General features: G+C 60.7%; 16 protein-coding genes. 3 read left to right on the forward strand and 13 right to left on the reverse strand.

Annotation, left to right across the window (positions count from 1 at the left end):
• Positions 1-100: 100 nt before the first annotated feature.
• From C6558_RS17690 to C6558_RS17720, 7 genes are all read right to left on the reverse strand, one after another.
• Positions 101-943 (reverse strand): glycosyltransferase family 2 protein, encoded by an 843-nt coding sequence (locus tag C6558_RS17690; protein WP_025426539.1) that lies wholly within the window; start codon positions 941-943, stop codon positions 101-103.
• Positions 944-954: 11 nt separating this feature from the next.
• Positions 955-1,869 carry a glycosyltransferase family 2 protein gene (locus tag C6558_RS17695; protein WP_025426540.1) on the reverse strand — a complete coding sequence of 305 codons (915 nt, stop codon included), beginning with the start codon at positions 1,867-1,869 and terminating at the stop codon, positions 955-957.
• Between the two features lie 263 nt (positions 1,870-2,132).
• Positions 2,133-3,317 carry a glycosyltransferase gene (locus C6558_RS17700; protein ID WP_057226542.1) on the reverse strand — a complete coding sequence of 395 codons (1,185 nt, stop codon included), beginning with the start codon at positions 3,315-3,317 and terminating at the stop codon, positions 2,133-2,135.
• 2 nt (positions 3,318-3,319) lie between these two features.
• Positions 3,320-4,564 carry an O-antigen ligase gene (locus tag C6558_RS17705; RefSeq protein WP_025426542.1) on the reverse strand — a complete coding sequence of 415 codons (1,245 nt, stop codon included), beginning with the start codon at positions 4,562-4,564 and terminating at the stop codon, positions 3,320-3,322.
• Complete coding sequence (locus tag C6558_RS17710; protein ID WP_057211436.1) at positions 4,561-6,123, reverse strand: undecaprenyl-phosphate glucose phosphotransferase; 1,563 nt, start codon at positions 6,121-6,123, stop codon at positions 4,561-4,563. The genes C6558_RS17705 and C6558_RS17710 overlap by 4 nt, the downstream gene beginning before the upstream one ends.
• Before the next feature lie 56 nt (positions 6,124-6,179).
• The gene (locus tag C6558_RS17715) at positions 6,180-7,352 is read right to left on the reverse strand and encodes a glycosyltransferase family 4 protein (RefSeq protein WP_025426544.1); all 1,173 of its coding nucleotides are present in this window, start codon (positions 7,350-7,352) and stop codon (positions 6,180-6,182) included.
• 5 nt (positions 7,353-7,357) lie between these two features.
• Positions 7,358-7,933 (reverse strand): polysaccharide biosynthesis/export family protein, encoded by a 576-nt coding sequence (locus C6558_RS17720; protein ID WP_025426545.1) that lies wholly within the window; start codon positions 7,931-7,933, stop codon positions 7,358-7,360.
• A 206-nt stretch (positions 7,934-8,139) separates the two neighbouring features.
• Here C6558_RS17720 and C6558_RS17725 point away from each other — a divergent pair, with 206 nt between their 5' ends.
• On the forward strand, positions 8,140-10,332 hold the full coding sequence (locus C6558_RS17725) for an exopolysaccharide transport family protein (protein ID WP_057211434.1): 2,193 nt from the start codon (positions 8,140-8,142) through the stop codon (positions 10,330-10,332).
• Positions 10,333-10,356: 24 nt separating this feature from the next.
• On the opposite strand, the gene C6558_RS17730 is transcribed toward C6558_RS17725, so the two are convergent.
• From C6558_RS17730 to C6558_RS17740, 3 genes are all read right to left on the reverse strand, one after another.
• On the reverse strand, positions 10,357-11,604 hold the full coding sequence (locus C6558_RS17730) for a GNAT family N-acetyltransferase (protein WP_057211521.1): 1,248 nt from the start codon (positions 11,602-11,604) through the stop codon (positions 10,357-10,359).
• Between the two features lie 138 nt (positions 11,605-11,742).
• Positions 11,743-12,486 (reverse strand): metallophosphoesterase, encoded by a 744-nt coding sequence (locus C6558_RS17735; protein WP_025426548.1) that lies wholly within the window; start codon positions 12,484-12,486, stop codon positions 11,743-11,745.
• 16 nt (positions 12,487-12,502) lie between these two features.
• Entirely contained in the window at positions 12,503-12,715 is a 213-nt protein-coding gene (locus tag C6558_RS17740) for a DUF2842 domain-containing protein (protein ID WP_025426549.1), read from the reverse strand.
• A 156-nt stretch (positions 12,716-12,871) separates the two neighbouring features.
• Here C6558_RS17740 and C6558_RS17745 point away from each other — a divergent pair, with 156 nt between their 5' ends.
• Positions 12,872-13,975, forward strand: a complete 1,104-nt coding sequence (locus C6558_RS17745; RefSeq protein ID WP_025426550.1) for a COX15/CtaA family protein — start codon at positions 12,872-12,874, stop codon at positions 13,973-13,975.
• Positions 13,976-14,046: 71 nt separating this feature from the next.
• On the opposite strand, the gene argC is transcribed toward C6558_RS17745, so the two are convergent.
• Entirely contained in the window at positions 14,047-14,979 is a 933-nt protein-coding gene (gene argC / locus C6558_RS17750; RefSeq protein WP_025426551.1) for an N-acetyl-gamma-glutamyl-phosphate reductase, read from the reverse strand.
• A gap of 300 nt (positions 14,980-15,279) precedes the next feature.
• On the opposite strand from argC, the gene C6558_RS17755 reads away from it, so the two are divergent.
• Positions 15,280-16,965, forward strand: coding sequence for a sulfatase-like hydrolase/transferase (locus C6558_RS17755; RefSeq protein WP_025426552.1), 1,686 nt, complete (start codon positions 15,280-15,282; stop codon positions 16,963-16,965).
• A gap of 12 nt (positions 16,966-16,977) precedes the next feature.
• On the opposite strand, the gene speB is transcribed toward C6558_RS17755, so the two are convergent.
• Together speB and C6558_RS17765 are read right to left on the reverse strand one after the other, a co-directional pair.
• Entirely contained in the window at positions 16,978-17,940 is a 963-nt protein-coding gene (gene speB, locus C6558_RS17760) for an agmatinase (RefSeq protein ID WP_057211432.1), read from the reverse strand.
• A gap of 183 nt (positions 17,941-18,123) precedes the next feature.
• Complete coding sequence (locus C6558_RS17765; protein WP_025426554.1) at positions 18,124-18,915, reverse strand: phenylalanine 4-monooxygenase; 792 nt, start codon at positions 18,913-18,915, stop codon at positions 18,124-18,126.
• Positions 18,916-19,011 lie beyond the last annotated feature (96 nt).

Here is a 19,011-nt window from a genome sequence, read left to right on the forward strand (position 1 = left end):
CAAGCCCCCAAGGGGTGATTGATAAATTCCTTCGTTTGTTGATTTTCCGTTGTCGCCAACTAGGCGGCTATACGGCGCCGCCAACTCACCCGTCTGAGCGTCAGAGGCCGAAAATCCGATACCTGGTCTTACGCCTGGCATCGTTCCAGCACATGCGGAATAGCATCAATCGGCTGTAGAGGGATGCGGGAGGAAGCTTGTCTTTGAGCTTGTAGCAGCCGATCGTGTATTGCCAGCGAGCTCGAATTTTTGCTGTGATGGATGTCACCATGTATTTTTTGTCCGAACCGGATCCCTCGGTGAATTCGTAGACAGGGCCGTCGGTGTAGGCGACGAGGTCGCGAACGACGAACTCCGTGACGACATAGGAGCTGAGCGCCCAGACCGCGCCTTCGTGCCACCGCTTGAGAACGATCTCGTCGGCTGCAGCAGACCGGAAGACGCCGTAGATCCACTCGGACGGATACATGAGATTCCGCGGGGCTCGGCCGCGTACGTAGCGTTCCTTGAAACGGAAAATGTCCTGGTTCGGCTTGGCGTGTTTTACTTTTGTGCCGTCGACGCGCTCGACGTTGCCCACGGCCAGCATTTTACTTGGATCCGCATCCAGCGATGCGACGAGTTCCTGCAGGAAGTCGGGTGTTGACGTGTCGTCGCACGCGCGAAGGCAGAAGTATTCGCCTTCGCATGCGCCTATTCTGAACGCCTTGGCAAATTGCTCGAGCGCGCTCAGAAAATTGGCGTTCTGAATAACGGAAAATCGCGGATCCCTTGCGCAAAATGCTCTGGCGATCTCTAAGGTGTCGTCGGTCGAGCCATTTTCCAGGATAAGTGCCCTGAAATCGGACAGGGATTGGTCCGCAATGCTCTGCAGACTTCGCTCAAGCGTTTTTGCGCCGTTGTGGACCGGAAAGACGACGACGATCTTGGATTTTTCAGGCATGGCTACACGTGTTACCGTCTGGGCTCAGTTGGAGCAATTGGCGTAATGAAGCCAAGGTCGAGCAACTGCTGCGAGCCGGTAAACTTCAATGAGTCGTCGGACTGTAGCTGCAGCGTCCCTTTTTTCGCGATGACATCCGTCATCTTCGAATACGCAGCCGCATTGTCGAAATATTGCCCGTCGCGTGCAGCCTCCGTTATTTCCTTCTCGTAGTCTGAGAAAAACTTGAAGTGGAGCAGGGCGCCCATCATGCTCGCGAAGTTTCTCCGATATGGAAGCGGTTGATGTATGCTGGGGCCGAAGCGACAGTCATCGTCCCAGTATATCAGGGGGTACTTGATGAGTTCGAGGTCTGCGTCGAATTCTCGTTTGCGCGCTCCGCCCTTGATTGAAATCGCCCGTTTGGTTGTAGACAGCGTGTACCCGGAGCTATCGAGGTGGTCCGCGATTTCCCAAGGCGCGCGCGAGCTCAGCAGATTGGCGTCCGCTTTAGATAGGTCGATGGGATACATATCGAGCATGGGCGCCGGCAGTCTCAGCGCGCCTGCCTTTTCAAGACAGTGTATAACAGACCAGAGTGTCCTGGTTTCGAACCCGTCATAGACGAGGAATTCATCGGAATCGACATTGACGTACCACCTTGGGCCGCCATAGAGGCCCAAAAGTGTCTCGCGCCATGCTCGGCCGCGGCGTGCGTCCTTGTAGCGGACAGGCGAAACCCACAGGTCCACATCGTCCTGTTTGAGGAGGAATTCTCTTGTTCCGTCCGTGGAGACGTCGTCCACGCAAATGAAGCGCGTTACACCTAGCTGCCGATAGTGCGAAAGGAATGCGGGAACCAGCTTTGCGTCGTTGTGCGTCAGGAAAACAAGCGGAAGTTCGTCGGGATATAGTGACGTTTGGCCGTGATGACTGACGCAACGCAGGCTAACGGATGTCGCTTTGCGCCGTTCGCGCCGTTCGACCTTCAGCGTTTCATACCAAGTGGAGAGACGCTCCAGTACCCCCCTGTCAGCGATCGAAGTCGCGTCGGCTTGAGCCCTGAAGGGATAGTTGATTTCGGCCATTCCCGCCCCAGTATAGCTTCCAGATATTATTTCGACTTAGATGAAAAGCTACGGTTTCGCAATGTTTGCGGTATGCCTACATGTCGTCATGCAGGTCGTCGTCCCAAAACCGTGTTATGTAATCAGGCGGTTACCCTGATACGTCGTCGTTCCGCCAGCTTCCAATAGAGCATCTCGGTTTGGTCGAGCATCGCGTCGAGCGTGAAGCGCTCCTTGACGCTGTCGGCTGCCGCCGCGAGCTTCCTGAAGGTGGCTGGCGTAGCGGACGCAGCCATAGTCTTGGCAAGCTCCGAGATATCGTCGGTATTCTGCACGATGAAGCCGTTGTGACCATCCTCGATCACGGTTCGTGCGCCGCCGATATCGCTGGCAATGATCGGCTTTCCGGCCGCCGCCCCCTCCAGCATGACGTAGGACATCGCCTCGTAGCGGCTCGGCATGACCAGCACATCGAAGGCAGGGGCCGCTTGCGGACCTGTGAATGCGGATGTCAGATGCATCCGGTTCTGTAGGCCGCTCTCGGAAATGGCGGTGCGAACCGTGCCTTCGAGCTCGCCGGCGCCAACCATGACGAGATGACTGTCTTTCACCGTCGCGGCGATGTTCTTAAAGGCGGCAACGAGCCGTTCGGGTGCCTTCTGCGCGGTCAGCCGGCCGATGAACCCGAAGACAAATGCGTTCGGCGCAATGCCGAAACTAGCCCTTATGGTCGTTGCCATATCCCGTGAGGGCGGAGCAACGCCATTGACGATCACCGACATCCGCTCCTCCGGCATGTATAGCGAAACGGCGTGGGAGCGCTCGTCGTCGGACACACAGATGAGATGGTCGGTATAGAACCAGGCGAGACCCCATTCGATCGCGCCATAGATCAGCCTGCCGCCGCGTCCCAGTGTCGGATCCAGCGTACGGAAAGCGTGCGGCGTGTAGATGCGCGGCAAATGGCGACCGGGCAAGCGCAGGCGCGTCAACGCTCCGGCCTTGGAGCTGTGGCCGTGAACGATATCGAAAGGGCCATGATCGCGCATAATACGACGCAGCGTCAGGAAGGCTGGGATGTCGGTGGGCCCTGGGGCACGCTTCATGTCGACGGCGTGAACAGCGGGAAGGCCAATAGCCTTCAGCTCGCGCACGAAACTTTCCTCGGCTCGCACCGGTGAGTAGACCGCCTCGACGTGATGCCCGCGGAGATGCATGCCGCGGCAGAGATCGATGAAATGCCGGCCCGATCCGCCACCGCTCGGCTCGAGGACTTCGAGCAGGCGCAGCGGCGCGGCGGCGGTGCGATTTGGCAAAGGATATTCCATGTTCATTGCTGCCATCCGGCCCGCATTGTTCGACGATGGCGGTATTCGAGGGCGGCACATCCCCAGATGATGCCGAGAAGCATGTAGAAATGACGCCAGTGATCGGTATCGATGACATTGCCGACGCCCACATGACCGATCAGCGCGACCCAGGCGATCATCAGATAAACCTGCCAGGGGCGCTCGAGCAGCAGGAAGCGGAAACCGAGCGACAGCGTCCAGATGATAAGCGTGACGTAGCTGACGAAACCGAGCCAGCCGTAGGATGTCAGCGACTTCAGCCAGACGTTATGTTCGTCCTCGGGAAAGATCGTGCTGAAGACCATCGGACCGATGCCGAGCGGTTTCTCCATCGACATCAGGAAACCGATGCGGTGACGGTCGAAGCGGCCGAGGTGGCCGCCGTCATAGTCCTGCACGAGCTGCGAGCGGCTGGAAAAGAGCGTTGCCACCTGCTCCGATTGCAGCGCGGCCAGCAGGGCGCCGACAACAAAGACACCGCCGACCAGGGCGACGACGAGGATGCGCAGGCGGAAGAGGCCGTTGCGCTCCTTGAGCAGCATCACGAAGACGAAGGCAACCACGCAGAAAAGGTTGAGCGCCCATGCAGCACGCGAGAACGACAGGAACACGCCGAGCGCCAGCACCAGAAGCGCGGCGATCTTGGGCGGGGCCTTGTGGATCGGCTGCGTCAACAACCCGTGGATTAGATAGAGTGCGGGAACCGACAGGAATGGGCCGAACACGTTCGGGTCCTGGAAGGCGCCTTTGGCCCGGTCGTAGAGTGTGAAGTTTTCAGCGCCCGGGATTGCGCCGAAGTAGCCGAGAATACCAAGCAGGGCGGTCAGGACGGCAGCCGTGACCCAGGCGTTGAAGATCAGCCGGAGCCGCTGATAGCGATCCTCGATGATGGCGGCGTAAAAGACCGCCGACAGCGCCAGAAATCCGGAGACCGCCATGTACATCGGCCCCTTGGTCAGGTCGACCATCGTCATCAGCGACAGGATCCCGCCGATCATGAACAGGGTGAGCAGAGTAAGAAGCGGCGCGACATAGCGCGAGATTTTCAGGCCGAAGAGCGCCCAGAGCCCAATGAGGACCACCAGGAATAGCTCGTAGGGCGCTGGTTCGGCAATCACGAAACCCGACAGAAACACCACAAGCGCAACCAGCCATGAGCCGAAGAGCGAAAGCGCGGCGAGCTGGGGTCTAAAGACGATCGGCGGTGGTGTGTCGACGGTGCTCAATAGGCATTTTCCGTGTTGAGCAGCCGGAACGGTGTCAGGAACAGGATCTTCAGGTCGAAGAGCAGCGACCAGTTCTCGATGTAGTGGAGGTCGAAGGCCGTGCGCAGGCGGATCTTGTCGTCACTGTCGATCTCGCCGCGCCAGCCGTTGATCTGCGCCCAGCCGGTGACCCCGGGCTTGACGCGGTGACGGGCGAAATAGCCTTCGACGACGTCGGAATAGGTGCGGTTCTGCGTCTGCGCTAGCACGGCATGCGGGCGCGGGCCGACGAGCGAGAGCTCGCCCTTGAGCACGTTGAAGATCTGCGGCAGTTCGTCGATCGAGGACTTGCGGATGAAACGCCCAACCGGCGTGACGCGGGGGTCGCCCTTCGTCACAGCGTTGCGGGCGCTCGGGTCGCTCAAATGCGTGTACATCGAGCGGAACTTGTAGACCTCGATGGTCTCGTTGTTGAAACCGTGGCGCTTCTGCTTGAAGATGATGGGGCCGGGCGAGGTGGCTTTGACCGCGATCGCAGCCCCCAGCATCACCGGCCACAACAACACCAGAGCGACGATGCTGAAGAAGATGTCGAAGCCACGCTTGGCGACGGAATCCCAGTCTGCGATGGGTTTGTCGAAGATATCCAGCATCGGCACTTCACCGACGTGGGAATAACTGCGCGGCCGGAAGCGCAGGTTGTTGGCGTGCGCTGCAAGACGGATGTCGACCGGCAGTATCCAGAGCTTCTTCAGGAGCTGCAGGATGCGTTTCTCCGCCGTCAACGGCAGCGAGATGATCAACATGTCGATGCGCGCCAGGCGCGCGAATTCCACCAGCTCGTCGACCGTTCCGAGCTTGGGGTAGCCGGCGATGACATTCGGAGACCGACGTTCGTCGCGATCGTCGAAGATGCCACAGATCCTGATGTCGTTGTCGGTCTGATGTTCGAGTGTGCGGATCAGATCCTTGGCCGGCTGGCCGCCGCCGACGACGACGGCACGACGCTCCATCGTTCCGTTGCGGGCCCAATGCCGGATGGAATAGGCAATGAATGCGCGTTCTGCCACGAGGAAGAGCGCACCGGCGACGAACCAGCCGCCGAACCACACACGCGAATATTGATGACCGGACTTTAGAAAGAAAAGCGCGATGGCAATGCCGCCGAATGCGATCGCCCAAGAGGCGAGGATACGCGGAGTAAAGCGCAACCAGGCGCGAAGAGCAGGGACCTGGTAGGTGTCGGCGATCTGCATCGCGGCAACGGCTAGTGCGGAGCCACCAACGAGGATCGTCAGGTAAAGCGGCAGCTGATCGAAGCCGGGCTGCACATAAAGCGCATTGATGGCATAGCCGATGGCGAACAGTGCGCAGAACTCGAAAAGACGCATCAGGCCCATGATCATGGCGGGCGAATAGGTGTCTGCGCGGAATTGTTCGGCAATCTGTCGGGCGAGGGGGTTGAGTTCCGTCGACGGTTCGTCACCGGCTTTTTCGTCCGGCGCACGGGTACGGATCTCCGAAATCTTCTTGCGAAGCGCTTCGGGGTCGAAGGCTTCCGACCGCTTAAACTCGTTCATGGCTTCCTTCCGGCACTGAAGTCCGCACGGGATAGCAGAAAGCCACTAAGAAACGCTTACGTTGCAACCTGAGGCCTTATCGGAGCCGATTGGTCCCGGCACAAATCCCGGTAGAGCCGCAGCACCTCCGCCGTCATGACCGAGGCCGCGAAGCGGGACTTGAATGTCTTCGGGTCGGGCATCACGCGCGCGGACCAGTCCTTCTCGACGATTGCAGAAGCCATGATCGTGGCAAGTGACTGCGCGTCTGCCGCTTCGGCAAGAGCTGCGCTGTGCTTGCCGAGGATTTCCGGTATGCCGCCGACGCGGCTGGCAATCACCGGCTTTTGCGCCGCGAGCGCCTCGAGCACGATATAGGGCATGGATTCTGCCCGGGATGGAATGACGATGTTTCGTGCCAGCGCAAAGGCTTCGCGGGCGTTCATGGCAGGGCGCATGGTGATCCGTCGCCCGAGGCCCTGCTCGAACGTGAGGTCGCGGTATTCTTGCTGCTGTGGGCCGTCGCCGACCATCAACGCCGAGAGCGGCCGCCCGACAAGCCGTTCCGTGCGGGCAAAGGCATCCACAAAAAGATCGGGACCCTTCAGGTCCCGCATCATGCCGATATAGAGGAAGTCGACCGCATCCGGCCGCGCCTCTACGGCCTCGAACTCGCGATCGTCGATGCCGTTGTAGATCAGCTCGTAGTGCTCGCGCGGCTCGCCGACCTTGGAAAAATAAGTCTGGCGCTCGAAGTCGCAGACGAAGACGAGCGCGTCGGTCAGGCGTTCCTGAAGCCGCTCCAGCGGGAAGACGATCCGCCCGACAAACGACTTCGGGCTGTAGTGGAGACTGCCACCGTGCGGGGAATAGAGGCGGGCTACGCGATACCTGTTGACCCGCAAGGCTGAACCGATGAGGCGGGCTATGGCGCCACCTTTGGCGCCGTGCCCATGCAGCACATCCGGTTGCAAACTTCTGATTTCCTTGTAACAGCGCCAGAGCGCGGCAAAATCCCTTGGGCCGATCGAGCGATGGATCGGCATGCGGACGAGGCCCAGCGCCAGATAGGGCCGGATTCCGTCGAAGAGCGAATCCTCATAGGATCCGCCAGTGGTACTGTCGCAGAGGATGCCGACCTCATGACCCGCCGCCGCGTGCGCCTCCGCCAGCTCGCGCACATGGCGGAAAATACCACCGACGGGCGATCTGAAGCAGTGAATGATGCGCAAGGGACGCTGCGGCTGCATCGAGATCAGAACAGCCGTTCGCGAATGTAAATCGTATCGCCAGCCAGTACGGCATCGGTAATCGGCACGCGACCGGTGATGATCCGGCCGTTGATTTTACGCGTGACGTCGGCGCTGGCCTGGTTGGCCCGCGGCGAGAAGCCGCCGGCAACCGCAATCGCGTTCTGTATCGTCATTCCCGGCACATAGGCATATTGTCCTGCCTGGCCGACTTCGCCCATGATGAAGACCGAGCGATAGCGATCGACTTCGATGGTGACATCCGGATCGCGCAGATAGCCCTGTTTCAACTTTGCGGCGATCATGCCTTCGAGTTCGGGCAGCGTGTGGCCGCGCGAGGCGACGGTGCCGATCAGCGGAAAGGCAACATAGCCTGCCTGATCGACCGTGTAGGTACCACTTAGGCCTGCCTGCTCGAATACGTTGATGCGCAGCCGGTCGCCGCTGTCCAGCCGATAGGGCTGGATCGTTGCTTCGCTGAACGCTTTGGGTGCCGGCTGATAGCTTGTGCAGCCGCCGAGCAACATCGACAGTGCTGCCACCGTAATAGCGAGACCCGTCTTCATACCTGCGGTTGACATGCTGCTCTTCGGCTCCGGAAACGACCACCTCTCTCGCCGTTATCGATCCGTTAGGGTTAATAGCTGGTAAACTCGCGGTAGAATTTTCAACGGGGGACCTGCGGCAGAGGAGGGGCGAAATCGCCCAGAGGTTGAGCAGCCATTAACCCTTGCGTTACCATGTTCATTTACCTTCCAGCGAGATTTTAAGGTTCGGAGCCAGAAGCATGTCGGGAAACGGCAGCGGACAACAGGATGTGGATATCGATCTCGGCGGGCTGTTCCGCGCCGTGTGGGATCGACGCGTCAAGGTATTGCTCGCCACTGCGTGTGTTGCAGCGCTCGCTTTCGGCGCCGCGAAGATGATCGCACCGGACTATCAGAGCGAGACGCGCGTCCTCATCGAATCGCGGGAGCCTGAATTCAGCGGCTCCAACCAGAACGCGCAGACAGGGTCCGACCGCGTCTTCGACGAATCCGGCATTCTGAGCCAGGTTCAGGTGCTGCGTTCGGCCGACCTGATCAAGCAGGTCGCGCGCAACATGAAGCTACACGAGCAGAAGGAGTTTGATCCTTCGGCCGCACCTTCGGCGGTTTCCGACCTGATGGTCATGCTGGGCCTGAAGAAGAACCCACTGGAAATGCCGCCCGAAGAGCGGGTGCTGAAGGAGTTCACATCGAAACTGCAGGTCTATCAGGTCGAGAAGTCGCGCGTGATCGCGATCGCCTTTACCTCGAAGGATCGACAGTTGGCGGCTGCGATCCCGAACGAGATGGCAAAGGTATTCCTTTCGCTGCAAAGCGGCGCGAAGCTCGACACCAATTCTGAAGCCAGCCGTTGGCTTGAGCCGGAGATCGCCAATCTGCGCGAGAAGGTGCGGGATGCCGAAGCCAAGGTGGCGGCCTATCGTTCGTCGTCCGATCTGTTGCCAACCGGCGAGACCACGAATTTCGCAACCCGGCAACTCACGGATATCTCGACCGAGCTGACCCGCGTGCGTGGCGAGCGGGCTAATGCCGAGGCGCGCGCCGAAGGTGTGCGGGCGGCGCTGGCGAGCGGCCGCGAGGCTGATACCATCGCCGACGTCGTTGGTTCGCCGATGATACAGCGCCTCAAGGAGACGGAAGCAAACCTGCAAGGGCAGGTGGCTGACCTTTCGACCACGCTTCTGGACGGCCATCCGCGGCTGAAGGCCCTGAAATCGCAGGTCGAAGGTATCAGGGCGCAGATCCGCTCAGAAACCCGCAAGATCCTCAGCAGTCTGGAAAACGAGGCGAAGGTCGGCGAGTTGCGCGAGCAACAGCTGACGCAGCAGCTCAACGCGCTCAAGGCCAAATCGGCCCAGGCCGGCGAGGAAGAGGTGGGCCTGCGTGCACTCGAGCGCGAGGCGACCGCCCAACGGCAACTGCTCGAGACCTATCTGGCGCGCTATCGCGAAGCGACGTCGCGCACGGTCGAGAATGCAACGCCCGCCGATGCGCGTGTCATTTCAAGCGCGGTCGTCCCCACCGGCGCCAGCTTCCCGAAGGTGATGCCGATCACCATCGTTGCGGCACTTGCGACCTTTCTTCTGAGCTGCATCATCATCATGCTCGGGGAGTTGTTCAGCGGTCGTGCACTGCGGCCGGTGTCAGTCGGTGCCGAGCGGCCGCCGGCACGTTCGCGGCCGGCCATTGCCGCCGTCGCTGCTGCTGATGGTTTCGATGAGAAGAAGCTCAACATCTCGCCTGCATTGAACGACGCCATCGATCTGCCACCGTTGGCGCCACTGGCCGAGGACGAGACGGACGATGTTGTCGACGACCCGAGCGGCGAGACGGCCGAACCGGATTTCTCGATCGAGGCGGTTGCCGATCACCTGCGTGAAAACGCAGTGCGGATCGCAATCTCTGTTTCGCCCGGTGGCGACGAGGGGTCGACGGCGACGGTGATGCTGGCGCGTCTGATCGCGGAGGAAGATCGCAAGGTCGTGTTGATCGACCTCACAGGTTCGGCCTGCCCGACCCGCCTGATGGCGCGTTCGGCGCAACTGCCTGGCATCACCAACTTGCTGGCCGGCGAGGTGGCGTTCACCGAAACCATTCATGCCGATCGGTTCTCCGACGCGCACATCATTCCGCAAGGCGATGCCGATCCGCGGCTCGCAATGCGCGGCATCGAGCGCCTGCAGATGATCATCGATGCGTTGACCAATGCCTATGATCTGGTGCTGGTCGAATGCGGACCGGCCGACGAGGGAGCCGTCGACAAGATTGCCCGCCGCGACGGCGCGGAAATCATCCTGTCGGCGCCGGCGGTTAGCGAAGAGAGAATCATTGAAGTCCTGACCGGCTTCGGCGAGGCCGGCTACCGGGACATCGTGTTGATGACTGGGCGGGGTGAACCCGGCCCGGATTATCCCGACCGCCACGCGGCCTGAGCCGAGGCGCGCTAACGGCGCTGCTTATTCGCTATCGATCTCGCCGGTCTGTCGATCGGTCTTCCGCTTGCGGCTCCGCACCCGCTGGAAGAATGAATAGGCGGCCCTGTTGGCCTTGATCGCCACTTTCGCCTGCACCAATGCCCGGTGGTAGCCGGCTGCAAACCGGCCGCGCACCGTCAGCGGCAGGACGATGTCCCTGAGCGGCGTCTCGACTGTACACCACGAGCGTTTGTAGGGCTGGTCTCCGACGCCGAAGTCGAAGAGCGCCGCGCCCTCGCCGCAAAGCCTTTGGATCATTCTGTAGAACAAGAGCTCGCCCGGGCTGGCGTCGCCTGCCAATTCCTCGTCGATGGAGCCGAATTGACAGATGACATGATCGGCCTTTCGCGACAGACTGGCGACGGCCACAATCCGCCCGCCATGTTCGCCTTTAAGGCGGATGGCATTGAGTTCGAGCAGTCGTTCGTCAGCTGCGCCGCAACTGCCCGCGACTGCGTGAAAGAACGTTCTGGTCGGGGCGCCCTGAAAGACATCGGGAAGTCCGAGAGCTGCAAAACGAGTGGCCTTCTGGCGAAAAAAGACGTCGAGCAACGACCGCGCTTCGCAGGGATCCTGCGCAATGACGTAGTCGTACCCCCCGAGAGCCTCGAGCCGCCGCTCGGAGATCCGCATCTTCTTGCGCCGCCGTTTGGCATTGACCTGTGCCAGCGTGCGTTCGAAGCTCGAAAACAGCGGCAGCTGAAACGAGGAATTCTGGTTCTTGATGCCGGGTAGGTTCGCAAACGGGCTTGCGGTTCCGCGCCAGGCAAGCGGCGTCTTTTCGAGCGCCACGAGATCGACTTTATGGCGCAGCCGATGAGTGAGTTCGCGCGCCAGTCGGTCAGCGAAGTCGTTTCGGGGAAGGGTCAGCGCATCTGCCGCGAAAAGTCCGGTATTGAGATTGCTGTGGGGCGCACCGACAAACCGCGCCGTGTTGAACAGGCGACCGGGCACGAATTCAAGAGGCAGGATGAACAGCAATTCGCCATCAAGGGCGCCGCGAACGACCTGCAACTCGCTGTCATGAGCCTGCGCCCATGCCGCGCACCAGTCGTAGCCTTGATGCAGGGAGTTGAAAGACAGCGCTTCCAGCGACCGCCATTCCTGCTCCAGCGGCGCCATCGTATCATGGATGGAGATCTCGAATCGGCTCATGGCGGCATCAGACCGGGACGCAGCGTGTGCGTCTCGATGGCCCGGCCGGCCGATGGTCAGATCTGTGTTCGTCATCGGCAAGGCCGTCCGGATGCTGGTTGCGGCTGCCATTCAACGGCAACTCCGCTACAATCCGTTTAATTCCTGAAATATGACTGCGACCTCCGGGCAACAACCGGCGAATGCAGTTAGCAAAGCATGAAGCCCGGATTGCTACCCACCGAGAAAACCTGTTGCAAGAGCTTGCGCCCATTGCAGGCGGTTTCGCTGCGCGGCAAGCCTTGCCATCGTCTCGTGCTGGTAGGGAACTGTGCGGAACGTGACACTCCAATCATTGCCAACGCTTTCGACGATGGCGTAGCGCGCATCCGGCGAGCCGACTTCAACCTTGTGGGCGACCGGGCTGTCGGCGTCATATCCAGGGCAACCAACGCTGCCGGGGTTGACTACGAGCCGGCCGTCCGCAAGGCGGATCGCTCGGGGAGTGTGCGTGTGTCCGCAGAGAATGACTGGTTGCTTGATGCCTGTAGCGAGGACTTCGATGGCGCTGCGCGCTGCCAGATGGACCACGCCCTCCGCCGTCAATGCTTCGAGCCAGTACGCCTCGTCGCTCGCAGGCGTGCCATGGCAAAGAAAGAATGCATCGCGATAGACGAGGGTGGCCGGCAGGGTCGCTAGCCATTCAAGATGCCGAGGCTGCAATTCCGCATGGGCCGCGCGGTCGGACAACCCCATGCCGGTGGGATCGAGCGTCAGCAGGTATCGGTCATGATTGCCAGAGATCGAGGGGATGTTGCGCGCCATCAGGATATCGGCGGTGCGCGCCGCATTGAGCGGACCGCTGACATGGTCGCCGAGATTGACAATATCGGCGATCCCCAGCGCGTCGATATCGGCAAGCACCGCCTCGAGTGCAAGGTCGTTGCCATGGATATCGGAAATGATCGCAACCTTCATCGAGGTCCCCCTTGGCTCAGCGGTCTTTCGCCGGCTTTTCCATCCACTTGATGATCAGCATCGCCGGCAGCACCCAGAGCAGGCCGGTAAAGAAGAAGTACATCAGATGCACCCACCACGGCGCAGCGCCGAGCAGCAGTGACGCGAAGGTGACGGCGGCGAGCGCATAGACGATGACGAGGATGATGATCAGGATCGTACCGATCAGCTTTCTGAGACGTACGGGCATTTCAATTCTTTCAAATGGCGCGAGATCCGGCCGCGACGGCATGCCGCAAAGGGTTCGGCCTTGTTTTGCATGCCGCTCTGGTGCAAATCAACGGCTTTCCGGCAGGCGCGGCGATGAACCGCTCGCCGCCAACCCCGCGATACCAGAGGGAAAGCCATGGCAGGCGTCGAATTGGCGACAGAACAGATGCTCCGAAGCGAGATTGGCAGGACCGATCGCAACCGCCGGCAGATCCGCGGCTGGCTCGTCGTCGTTCTCTTTACGCTTTTTGCGCTGGTGCTTGTCGGCGGCGCGACGCGCCTGACCGAATCCGGCCTTTCGATCACGGAGTGGAAACCTATCCACGGTGTGATCCCGCCGCTGACGGCCGAGGAGTGGGAGGAGGAGTTCCAGCTCTACCAGCGCATTCCGCAATACCAACAGCTCAACAACGGCATGACCGTCGGCGAGTTCAAGACGATCTTCTGGTGGGAATGGGCGCACCGGCTGCTGGCGCGCACCATCGGCATCATCTTCGCCGTGCCGCTCGCCTTCTTCTGGCTGACGGGTCGGGTCGAACGCCGGCTGCGCTGGCCGCTGCTCGGCATTCTGGCGCTCGGTGGCTTCCAGGGTTTTATCGGCTGGTGGATGGTTTCGTCCGGTCTGGTGGAGCGGACCGAAGTCAGTCAATACAGGCTGGCGACCCACCTCGTCATCGCCTGTTTGATCTTCGCCGCCTGCATGTGGATCCAGCGCGGCCTTTGTCCGCATTCCGATGATGCGGCGCCGACGGATCGTTCGCGTCGGATGGCCGCCATCATCGCAATCATGAGCCTGTTCCAGATCTATCTCGGCGCGCTGGTTGCCGGGCTCGATGCGGGCTTCAGCTACAATACCTGGCCGCTGATGGATGGCGCGTGGATCCCGTCCGATCTTTTCCTGCAGCACCCCTGGTGGATCAATGTCTTCGAGAACCCGAAGACCGTGCAGTTCATCCACCGGATCGGCGCCTACGTGCTGTTTGCGCTGGCGTTGATGCACGTGATCGCCTCGGTGCGGGCGGCGCCGGAATCGACCCATGCGCGCCGCTCGGTATTGCTGTTCGTGCTCGTCTGCGTCCAGGCGATCATCGGCATCACGACGCTCCTGCTGCAGGTGCCGGTCGGCTGGGGCGTCCTGCATCAGGGCGGTGCGCTGGTGGTGCTCGGCTTTGCCATCGCCCATTGGCGCGGCTTCATCGGCGAATATCCGAAGCCGACTGCAATCGAGTTGCGCAACTAAAACCCACAATCGCAAAGAAAAACCCGGCGAACGTCTCGCCGGGTTTTTTCGTTTGCAATTGCTGTAACCGATCAGGCGGACAGCATCAAATCCATGTTCTGGACAGCGGCCCCCGAGGCCCCTTTGCCGAGATTGTCGAGCAGAGCGACGAGGTTCACGTGAGTTCCGCCAGGCGTGCCGAACACGAACAGCTTCATCGTGTCTGCTCCTGCAAGTTCCGTGGCGTCGATGCGGCCGAGCTTTTCGCTGACGGCCAGCGGGACAACGTCGACGATCGATTGGCCGGCATAGTGCTCGACGAGCGCCGCATGAATGTTCTCGATCGTCGCGCCGGAGGCGAGATCGTCGAGATAGAGCGGAACCTGAACGATCATGCCCTGCGGGAATTTGCCGACGGATGGCGCAAATACCGGTGCGCGGTCGAGCAGGCCATGCATCTTCATCTCCGGCACGTGCTTGTGCTTGAGCGTCAGCCCATAGAGGAAATGTGGCGCGCTGATGTGATCCGGGTTCGCCTCGTCTTCCATCTGCGCGATCATCTGCTTGCCGCCGCCGGTATAGCCGGAAACGGCATTGACCGTGACCGGGTATCCATCGGGCAGGATGCCGGCCTGACGCAGCGGCCGGATCACGCCGATTGCACCCGTCGGGTAGCAGCCGGGATTGGCGACGTGGCGGGCGTCACGGATCTTGGCGGGCTGTGTCTTGTCCATCTCCGCAAAGCCGTAGGCCCAGTCGGGAGTGATGCGATGCGCGGTCGACGTGTCGATGATGCGTACCCGGTTGTTGCCGGCAACCATGGAGACGGCCTCGCGCGATGCGTCGTCCGGCAGGCAGAGGATTGCGATGTCGGCATTGTTCAGAAGATCTTCGCGCATCGCGGCATTGCGTCGCTCGGCTTCCGGTATCGACAGGAGTTCGAGATCGCTGCGGCCGGCCATGCGGGTGCGGATCTGCAGCCCGGTGGTGCCGTGTTCGCCATCGATGAAGATCTTCGGTTTCATGATTTTCCCGTTCGTCCAGAAGGTTACGAGTCATTCCGGAATCAATCTGACACAGATTTGATTCAGTTTCTCAACGCCCCGTTCGCGCGTGAAGCGCCCGCCCGGTGGCGCGGTGGTGTTCATATATAAGCAGCGGCCGGAGCCCGCAACTGGGCGGCCCGCGCAAGCAACGGGCCGGCGACGCCGCGCCGCGCATTCCACGCTTAACCATGAATTGTGATTTACAACCCAGAGGTTGCCTTGTCGTCGGTAATTCTGCATCTGAGGCGCTGTCATAAAACTGTCATATGGGAGCAGAGGGTGAAATACGTGATCGAGCAGGCCGGGCGCGTGCTCAGGCATCCGCTGCCTATCTCGCTGGCGTTCCTGACGCTGCTCCAGGCCTTACACTATTTCGATACGCGGTGGCGGTTCGTGCCCTTCCTCGTCGCCGTGACGCTGGCGATCGCCGCACTGCTGTTCCTCTTGTCGCGCCGGCCGACTTTTTCGCTCTGGGCAGCGGGATTGACGGTATTGCTCATTGCGGCGATGTCGGAGGTCAAGTTCCGCCTCAAGGGTTTTTCCCTGCACGTTTTCGATTTCGCCTTTACCGGCCTTGATCGATCTGCGCTTTCCTTTCTGGTCGGCTCCTACTTCAATTTGTTGATTGCCGGACTGGCTGCGCTGGCCGCAGCATTCGTGTTCCTGGTCGTGGCATTCAGGAGCGACCGCCGGTCGGCTCGCTCTTTTGTCGTGCGCGCTTGCCTGTTTGTCATAGCGGCAGTCGGTGTTGTCGCTCTTTATCCGCAGAAGAACGGCGAGCCAGACTACGTCCATTACATCTCCGGTTATGACGCCTCGTCCTTCTTCGTGTCGATCGGCGATCTTGAGTTTCCGCTCGGGCGGATCGTCCTTGCCGGTCGACTGGAAAATGTCGAAGCGGAGGGGAAGCTCAGCGATGACATCAGCTGCGGCGTGGCGGCCAGCCAGCCCGACCTGTTTCTCGTTCTCAGCGAGAGCCAGACCAGCCCCAGCTATTTCCCGCAGGTAACGGTCCCTGAATGGATGAGTGCGTCGTTCCAATCACAGGACGGCCGGGTGCATCCGATGCAGGTCGAGACGTTCGGCGGCGGCACATGGGTCACGAATTTCTCCGTGATGACGGGGCTCTCCGGAGCAGATTTCGGCTGGCAGAGCCCCTATGTGACGCAGATCCTGGAAGGCCGGGTCAAGGCGAGCCTGCCGAGCCTCATGGCACGCTGCGGCTATCGCACCATCGCCGTGATGCCGATGCAGGCGAGCTTCGTCAATGAAGGGCCGTTCCTGACCTCGATCGGATTCCAGGAAATCGTCGATTTCGACGCAATGAAACCGGAGTCGCACTTCGTGCGCGATCGTTTCTATTTCGATGTCGTAGAACGAATTGTGCGCGAGCACCGCGAAAAGGATCGGCGACCACTGTTCATTGCCATGCAGACCCTTTTCCCGCACGGCCCTTACGACATGACGCTGGTGCCGCAAGACGCCTTGCCGGACAAGGCTTTCGCTCCGGATGCCCAGGTTGACGAATACCTGCGGCGTGTTGCATTGTCCAAACAGGACCTGCAGGATTTTCGGCGCGAGCGTGAACGGATGCCAGGCCCCAATGGCACGATCGTGCTCGATTTCGGCGATCACCAGGCGGTTGCCACCAAGGACTACCTTGCCGCCGGTACCCCGGGAAACAATGTCTTTTCCGACCTGGGATCGATTGCCTACAAGACCTATTACACTGTGCACGGCTACGGGCGCGATATCGATATGCGGCCTTTCGCCATACCGTTGGACGTCGGTTTCCTTGCCGCAAGCCTGATCGAGGCTGCGGGCTTGCCGACATCGCCGACGTTCGAGGCGTTGGCACGACTACGCGATGCTTGCGAGGGGCGCTATCACGCGTGTCCTGATCGAGCGCTCGTCGATCAGCATCTCCGTCAGCGTCAGGACGCCGGTCTGCTCAATCTCGATTGACGGAGCAGGAAATCAGCGAAGCGTCGAACGCTCCGCCAGCTTTTCGGCGTGCAGGCCGAGCATGTACATGGCGACCGTCGCGCCGGCGATGGCGGTGATGTCCGCGTGGTCATAGGCAGGCGCGACTTCGACGACATCGCTTCCGACGACAGTCAGGGCTCCGAGCTTGCGTAGAACCGAGAGTATCTTGGCGCTGGATGGGCCGCCGGCGACCGGAGTGCCGGTGCCGGGCGCATAGGCAGGGTCGAGGCAATCGATGTCGAAGGTCAGATAGGCTTTGCGTTCCCCGACCTGCTGAATGATGGCGTCGGCAATGTCTGAAACACTCATTTCCTCGATGTCGTAGCCATAGAGAATGCGGATGCCGCAGTCTTCGGGCGCATGGGTGCGGATGCCGATCTGGATCGATGCGTCGGTATCGATCAGGCCCGCCCGCGCCGCACGGCCGACAAACGAGCCATGATCAATACGACCGCGTTCATCCGGCCAAGTGTCCTGGTGCGCGTCGAACTGGACGAGGGCGAGGGGGCCATGGATGGCCGCATGGGCTTTCAGGATCGGATAGGTGATGAAGTGGTCGCCGCCAAGCGTCTGCAGATAGGCGCCGCTCTTCAGGATCTTTGCCGCTTCGCGCTCGATCGTCGCCGGCGTTTTCGAGTGGTTGCCGTAGTCGAGCAGGCAGTCACCGTAATCGATGGTTGCCATTTCAGCAAAGAGGTCACGTTCGAACGGGTATTGCGGATCGTTGTCGAAGATCGCCGAGGCGCGGCGGATGGCCTGCGGCCCGAAGCGGGCGCCGGGACGATTGGAGGTTGCGGCGTCGAACGGGATGCCCCAGACGACGGCATCGACGTCCTTCAGCTGCTTTGAGTATTTGCGCCGCATGAAGGAGAGAATGCCGGCATGCGTCGGGTCCGATGCCGCCGATGTGAGTGAGCGCGCCGTTAGCGCGTGATCGATCGTCCTGTTCGCCATATCCCGTCTCCCGTGTATGGCGGAACGTTGGACAATCGTCGCCGGCAAGGCAAGTCCCTGCCGGCGAATTCTACTGCATAGTTCCTTAAATCGATTCCGATTTAAGGATAAAAATATGTAGCAGGTTCAAAGTGTTACAGCGTCCTTCGCGCGTCATATTTGACGCGCGGCGCTGTAATGCTGTCAGGACGCCTTGGCTTCGAAGGTCGGCGCGAAGTCACCCAGCGCCTTGGCCTCGGTAATGCGCGCGCCGATGTCCTCTTCGATGATGGACTCGAGCTGCGCGAAGCTGTCGATCACGTAGTAGATCGGCTGGACGATATCGATGCGATAGGGGGTGCGCAGCACCGTCATCAGGTCGAAGGGGCGAAATTCACTCGCCGACGGCTCCATCGCCGTGCGGGTCTCGTTCGGCGACGACACGATGCCGGCACCGAAGCAGCGCCGACCTTGCGGCGTGTTGATCAGTCCGAACTCGACAGTGAACCAGAAGATCCGGAACATATGCCAGGAATAACCCTTGCCAAGTGCGACGGCCTTTTCGCCGAAGCGGCGGACGAAGTTGGCGTAGCTCTGGTTGGTCAGAAGCGGGCAATGGCCGAAGACCTCGTGGAAAATATCAGGCTCTTCGATATAGTCGATGTGTTCGCGCCTGCGGATGAAGGTTGCGAGCGGAAACTTGCCCTCAGACAGAAGTTCGTAGAACCGCGATGGCGGGATCAGTGCCGGTACGCCTTCGACACCGAAGCCGGTGGTTTCCTGCAGGCGGCGGTTGACGTCCTGCAACTGCGGCACGCGGTCAGGGCCAAGGCCAAGTTTGCGCGCGCCCTCCAGATATTCGTCGCAGGCCTTGTCGGCGAGCAGTGCCATCTGTCGCTGGTAAAGTTCGCCCCAGATCGCATCTTCCTCGGGCGTGTAGTGGTAGCTGCCATCGGGCTCCGGCAGTTTCGCGGTGTAGCTGCTTTCCTTGGGCATGACGTCTCCTCATTCGTCAAAACATCCGGTTGTTGCAATTGTATCGCGAATGGAGCGAGTATTTGTTTCACAGTTGCCGGCGGAAGCCGCTGATGC

The organism is Ensifer sp. NM-2 (assembly GCF_003024455.1).
Classification (GTDB): Bacteria; Pseudomonadota; Alphaproteobacteria; order Rhizobiales; family Rhizobiaceae; genus Ensifer; species Ensifer canadensis.

Bases quoted from the DNA above. Each gene is read 5' to 3' on its own strand.
- C6558_RS17690 (WP_025426539.1), bottom strand. From the start codon at position 943: ATGCCTGAAAAATCCAAGATCGTCGTCGTCTTTCCGGTCCACAACGGC.
- C6558_RS17700 (WP_057226542.1), bottom strand. From the start codon at position 3,317: ATGGAATATCCTTTGCCAAATCGCACCGCCGCCGCGCCGCTGCGCCTG.
- C6558_RS17710 (WP_057211436.1), bottom strand. From the start codon at position 6,123: ATGAACGAGTTTAAGCGGTCGGAAGCCTTCGACCCCGAAGCGCTTCGC.
- C6558_RS17715 (WP_025426544.1), bottom strand. From the start codon at position 7,352: ATGCAGCCGCAGCGTCCCTTGCGCATCATTCACTGCTTCAGATCGCCC.
- C6558_RS17720 (WP_025426545.1), bottom strand. From the start codon at position 7,933: ATGTCAACCGCAGGTATGAAGACGGGTCTCGCTATTACGGTGGCAGCA.
- C6558_RS17725 (WP_057211434.1), top strand. From the start codon at position 8,140: ATGTCGGGAAACGGCAGCGGACAACAGGATGTGGATATCGATCTCGGC.
- C6558_RS17730 (WP_057211521.1), bottom strand. From the start codon at position 11,604: ATGACGAACACAGATCTGACCATCGGCCGGCCGGGCCATCGAGACGCA.
- C6558_RS17735 (WP_025426548.1), bottom strand. From the start codon at position 12,486: ATGAAGGTTGCGATCATTTCCGATATCCATGGCAACGACCTTGCACTC.
- C6558_RS17740 (WP_025426549.1), bottom strand. From the start codon at position 12,715: ATGCCCGTACGTCTCAGAAAGCTGATCGGTACGATCCTGATCATCATC.
- C6558_RS17745 (WP_025426550.1), top strand. From the start codon at position 12,872: ATGGCAGGCGTCGAATTGGCGACAGAACAGATGCTCCGAAGCGAGATT.
- argC (WP_025426551.1), bottom strand. From the start codon at position 14,979: ATGAAACCGAAGATCTTCATCGATGGCGAACACGGCACCACCGGGCTG.
- speB (WP_057211432.1), bottom strand. From the start codon at position 17,940: ATGGCGAACAGGACGATCGATCACGCGCTAACGGCGCGCTCACTCACA.
- C6558_RS17765 (WP_025426554.1), bottom strand. From the start codon at position 18,915: ATGCCCAAGGAAAGCAGCTACACCGCGAAACTGCCGGAGCCCGATGGC.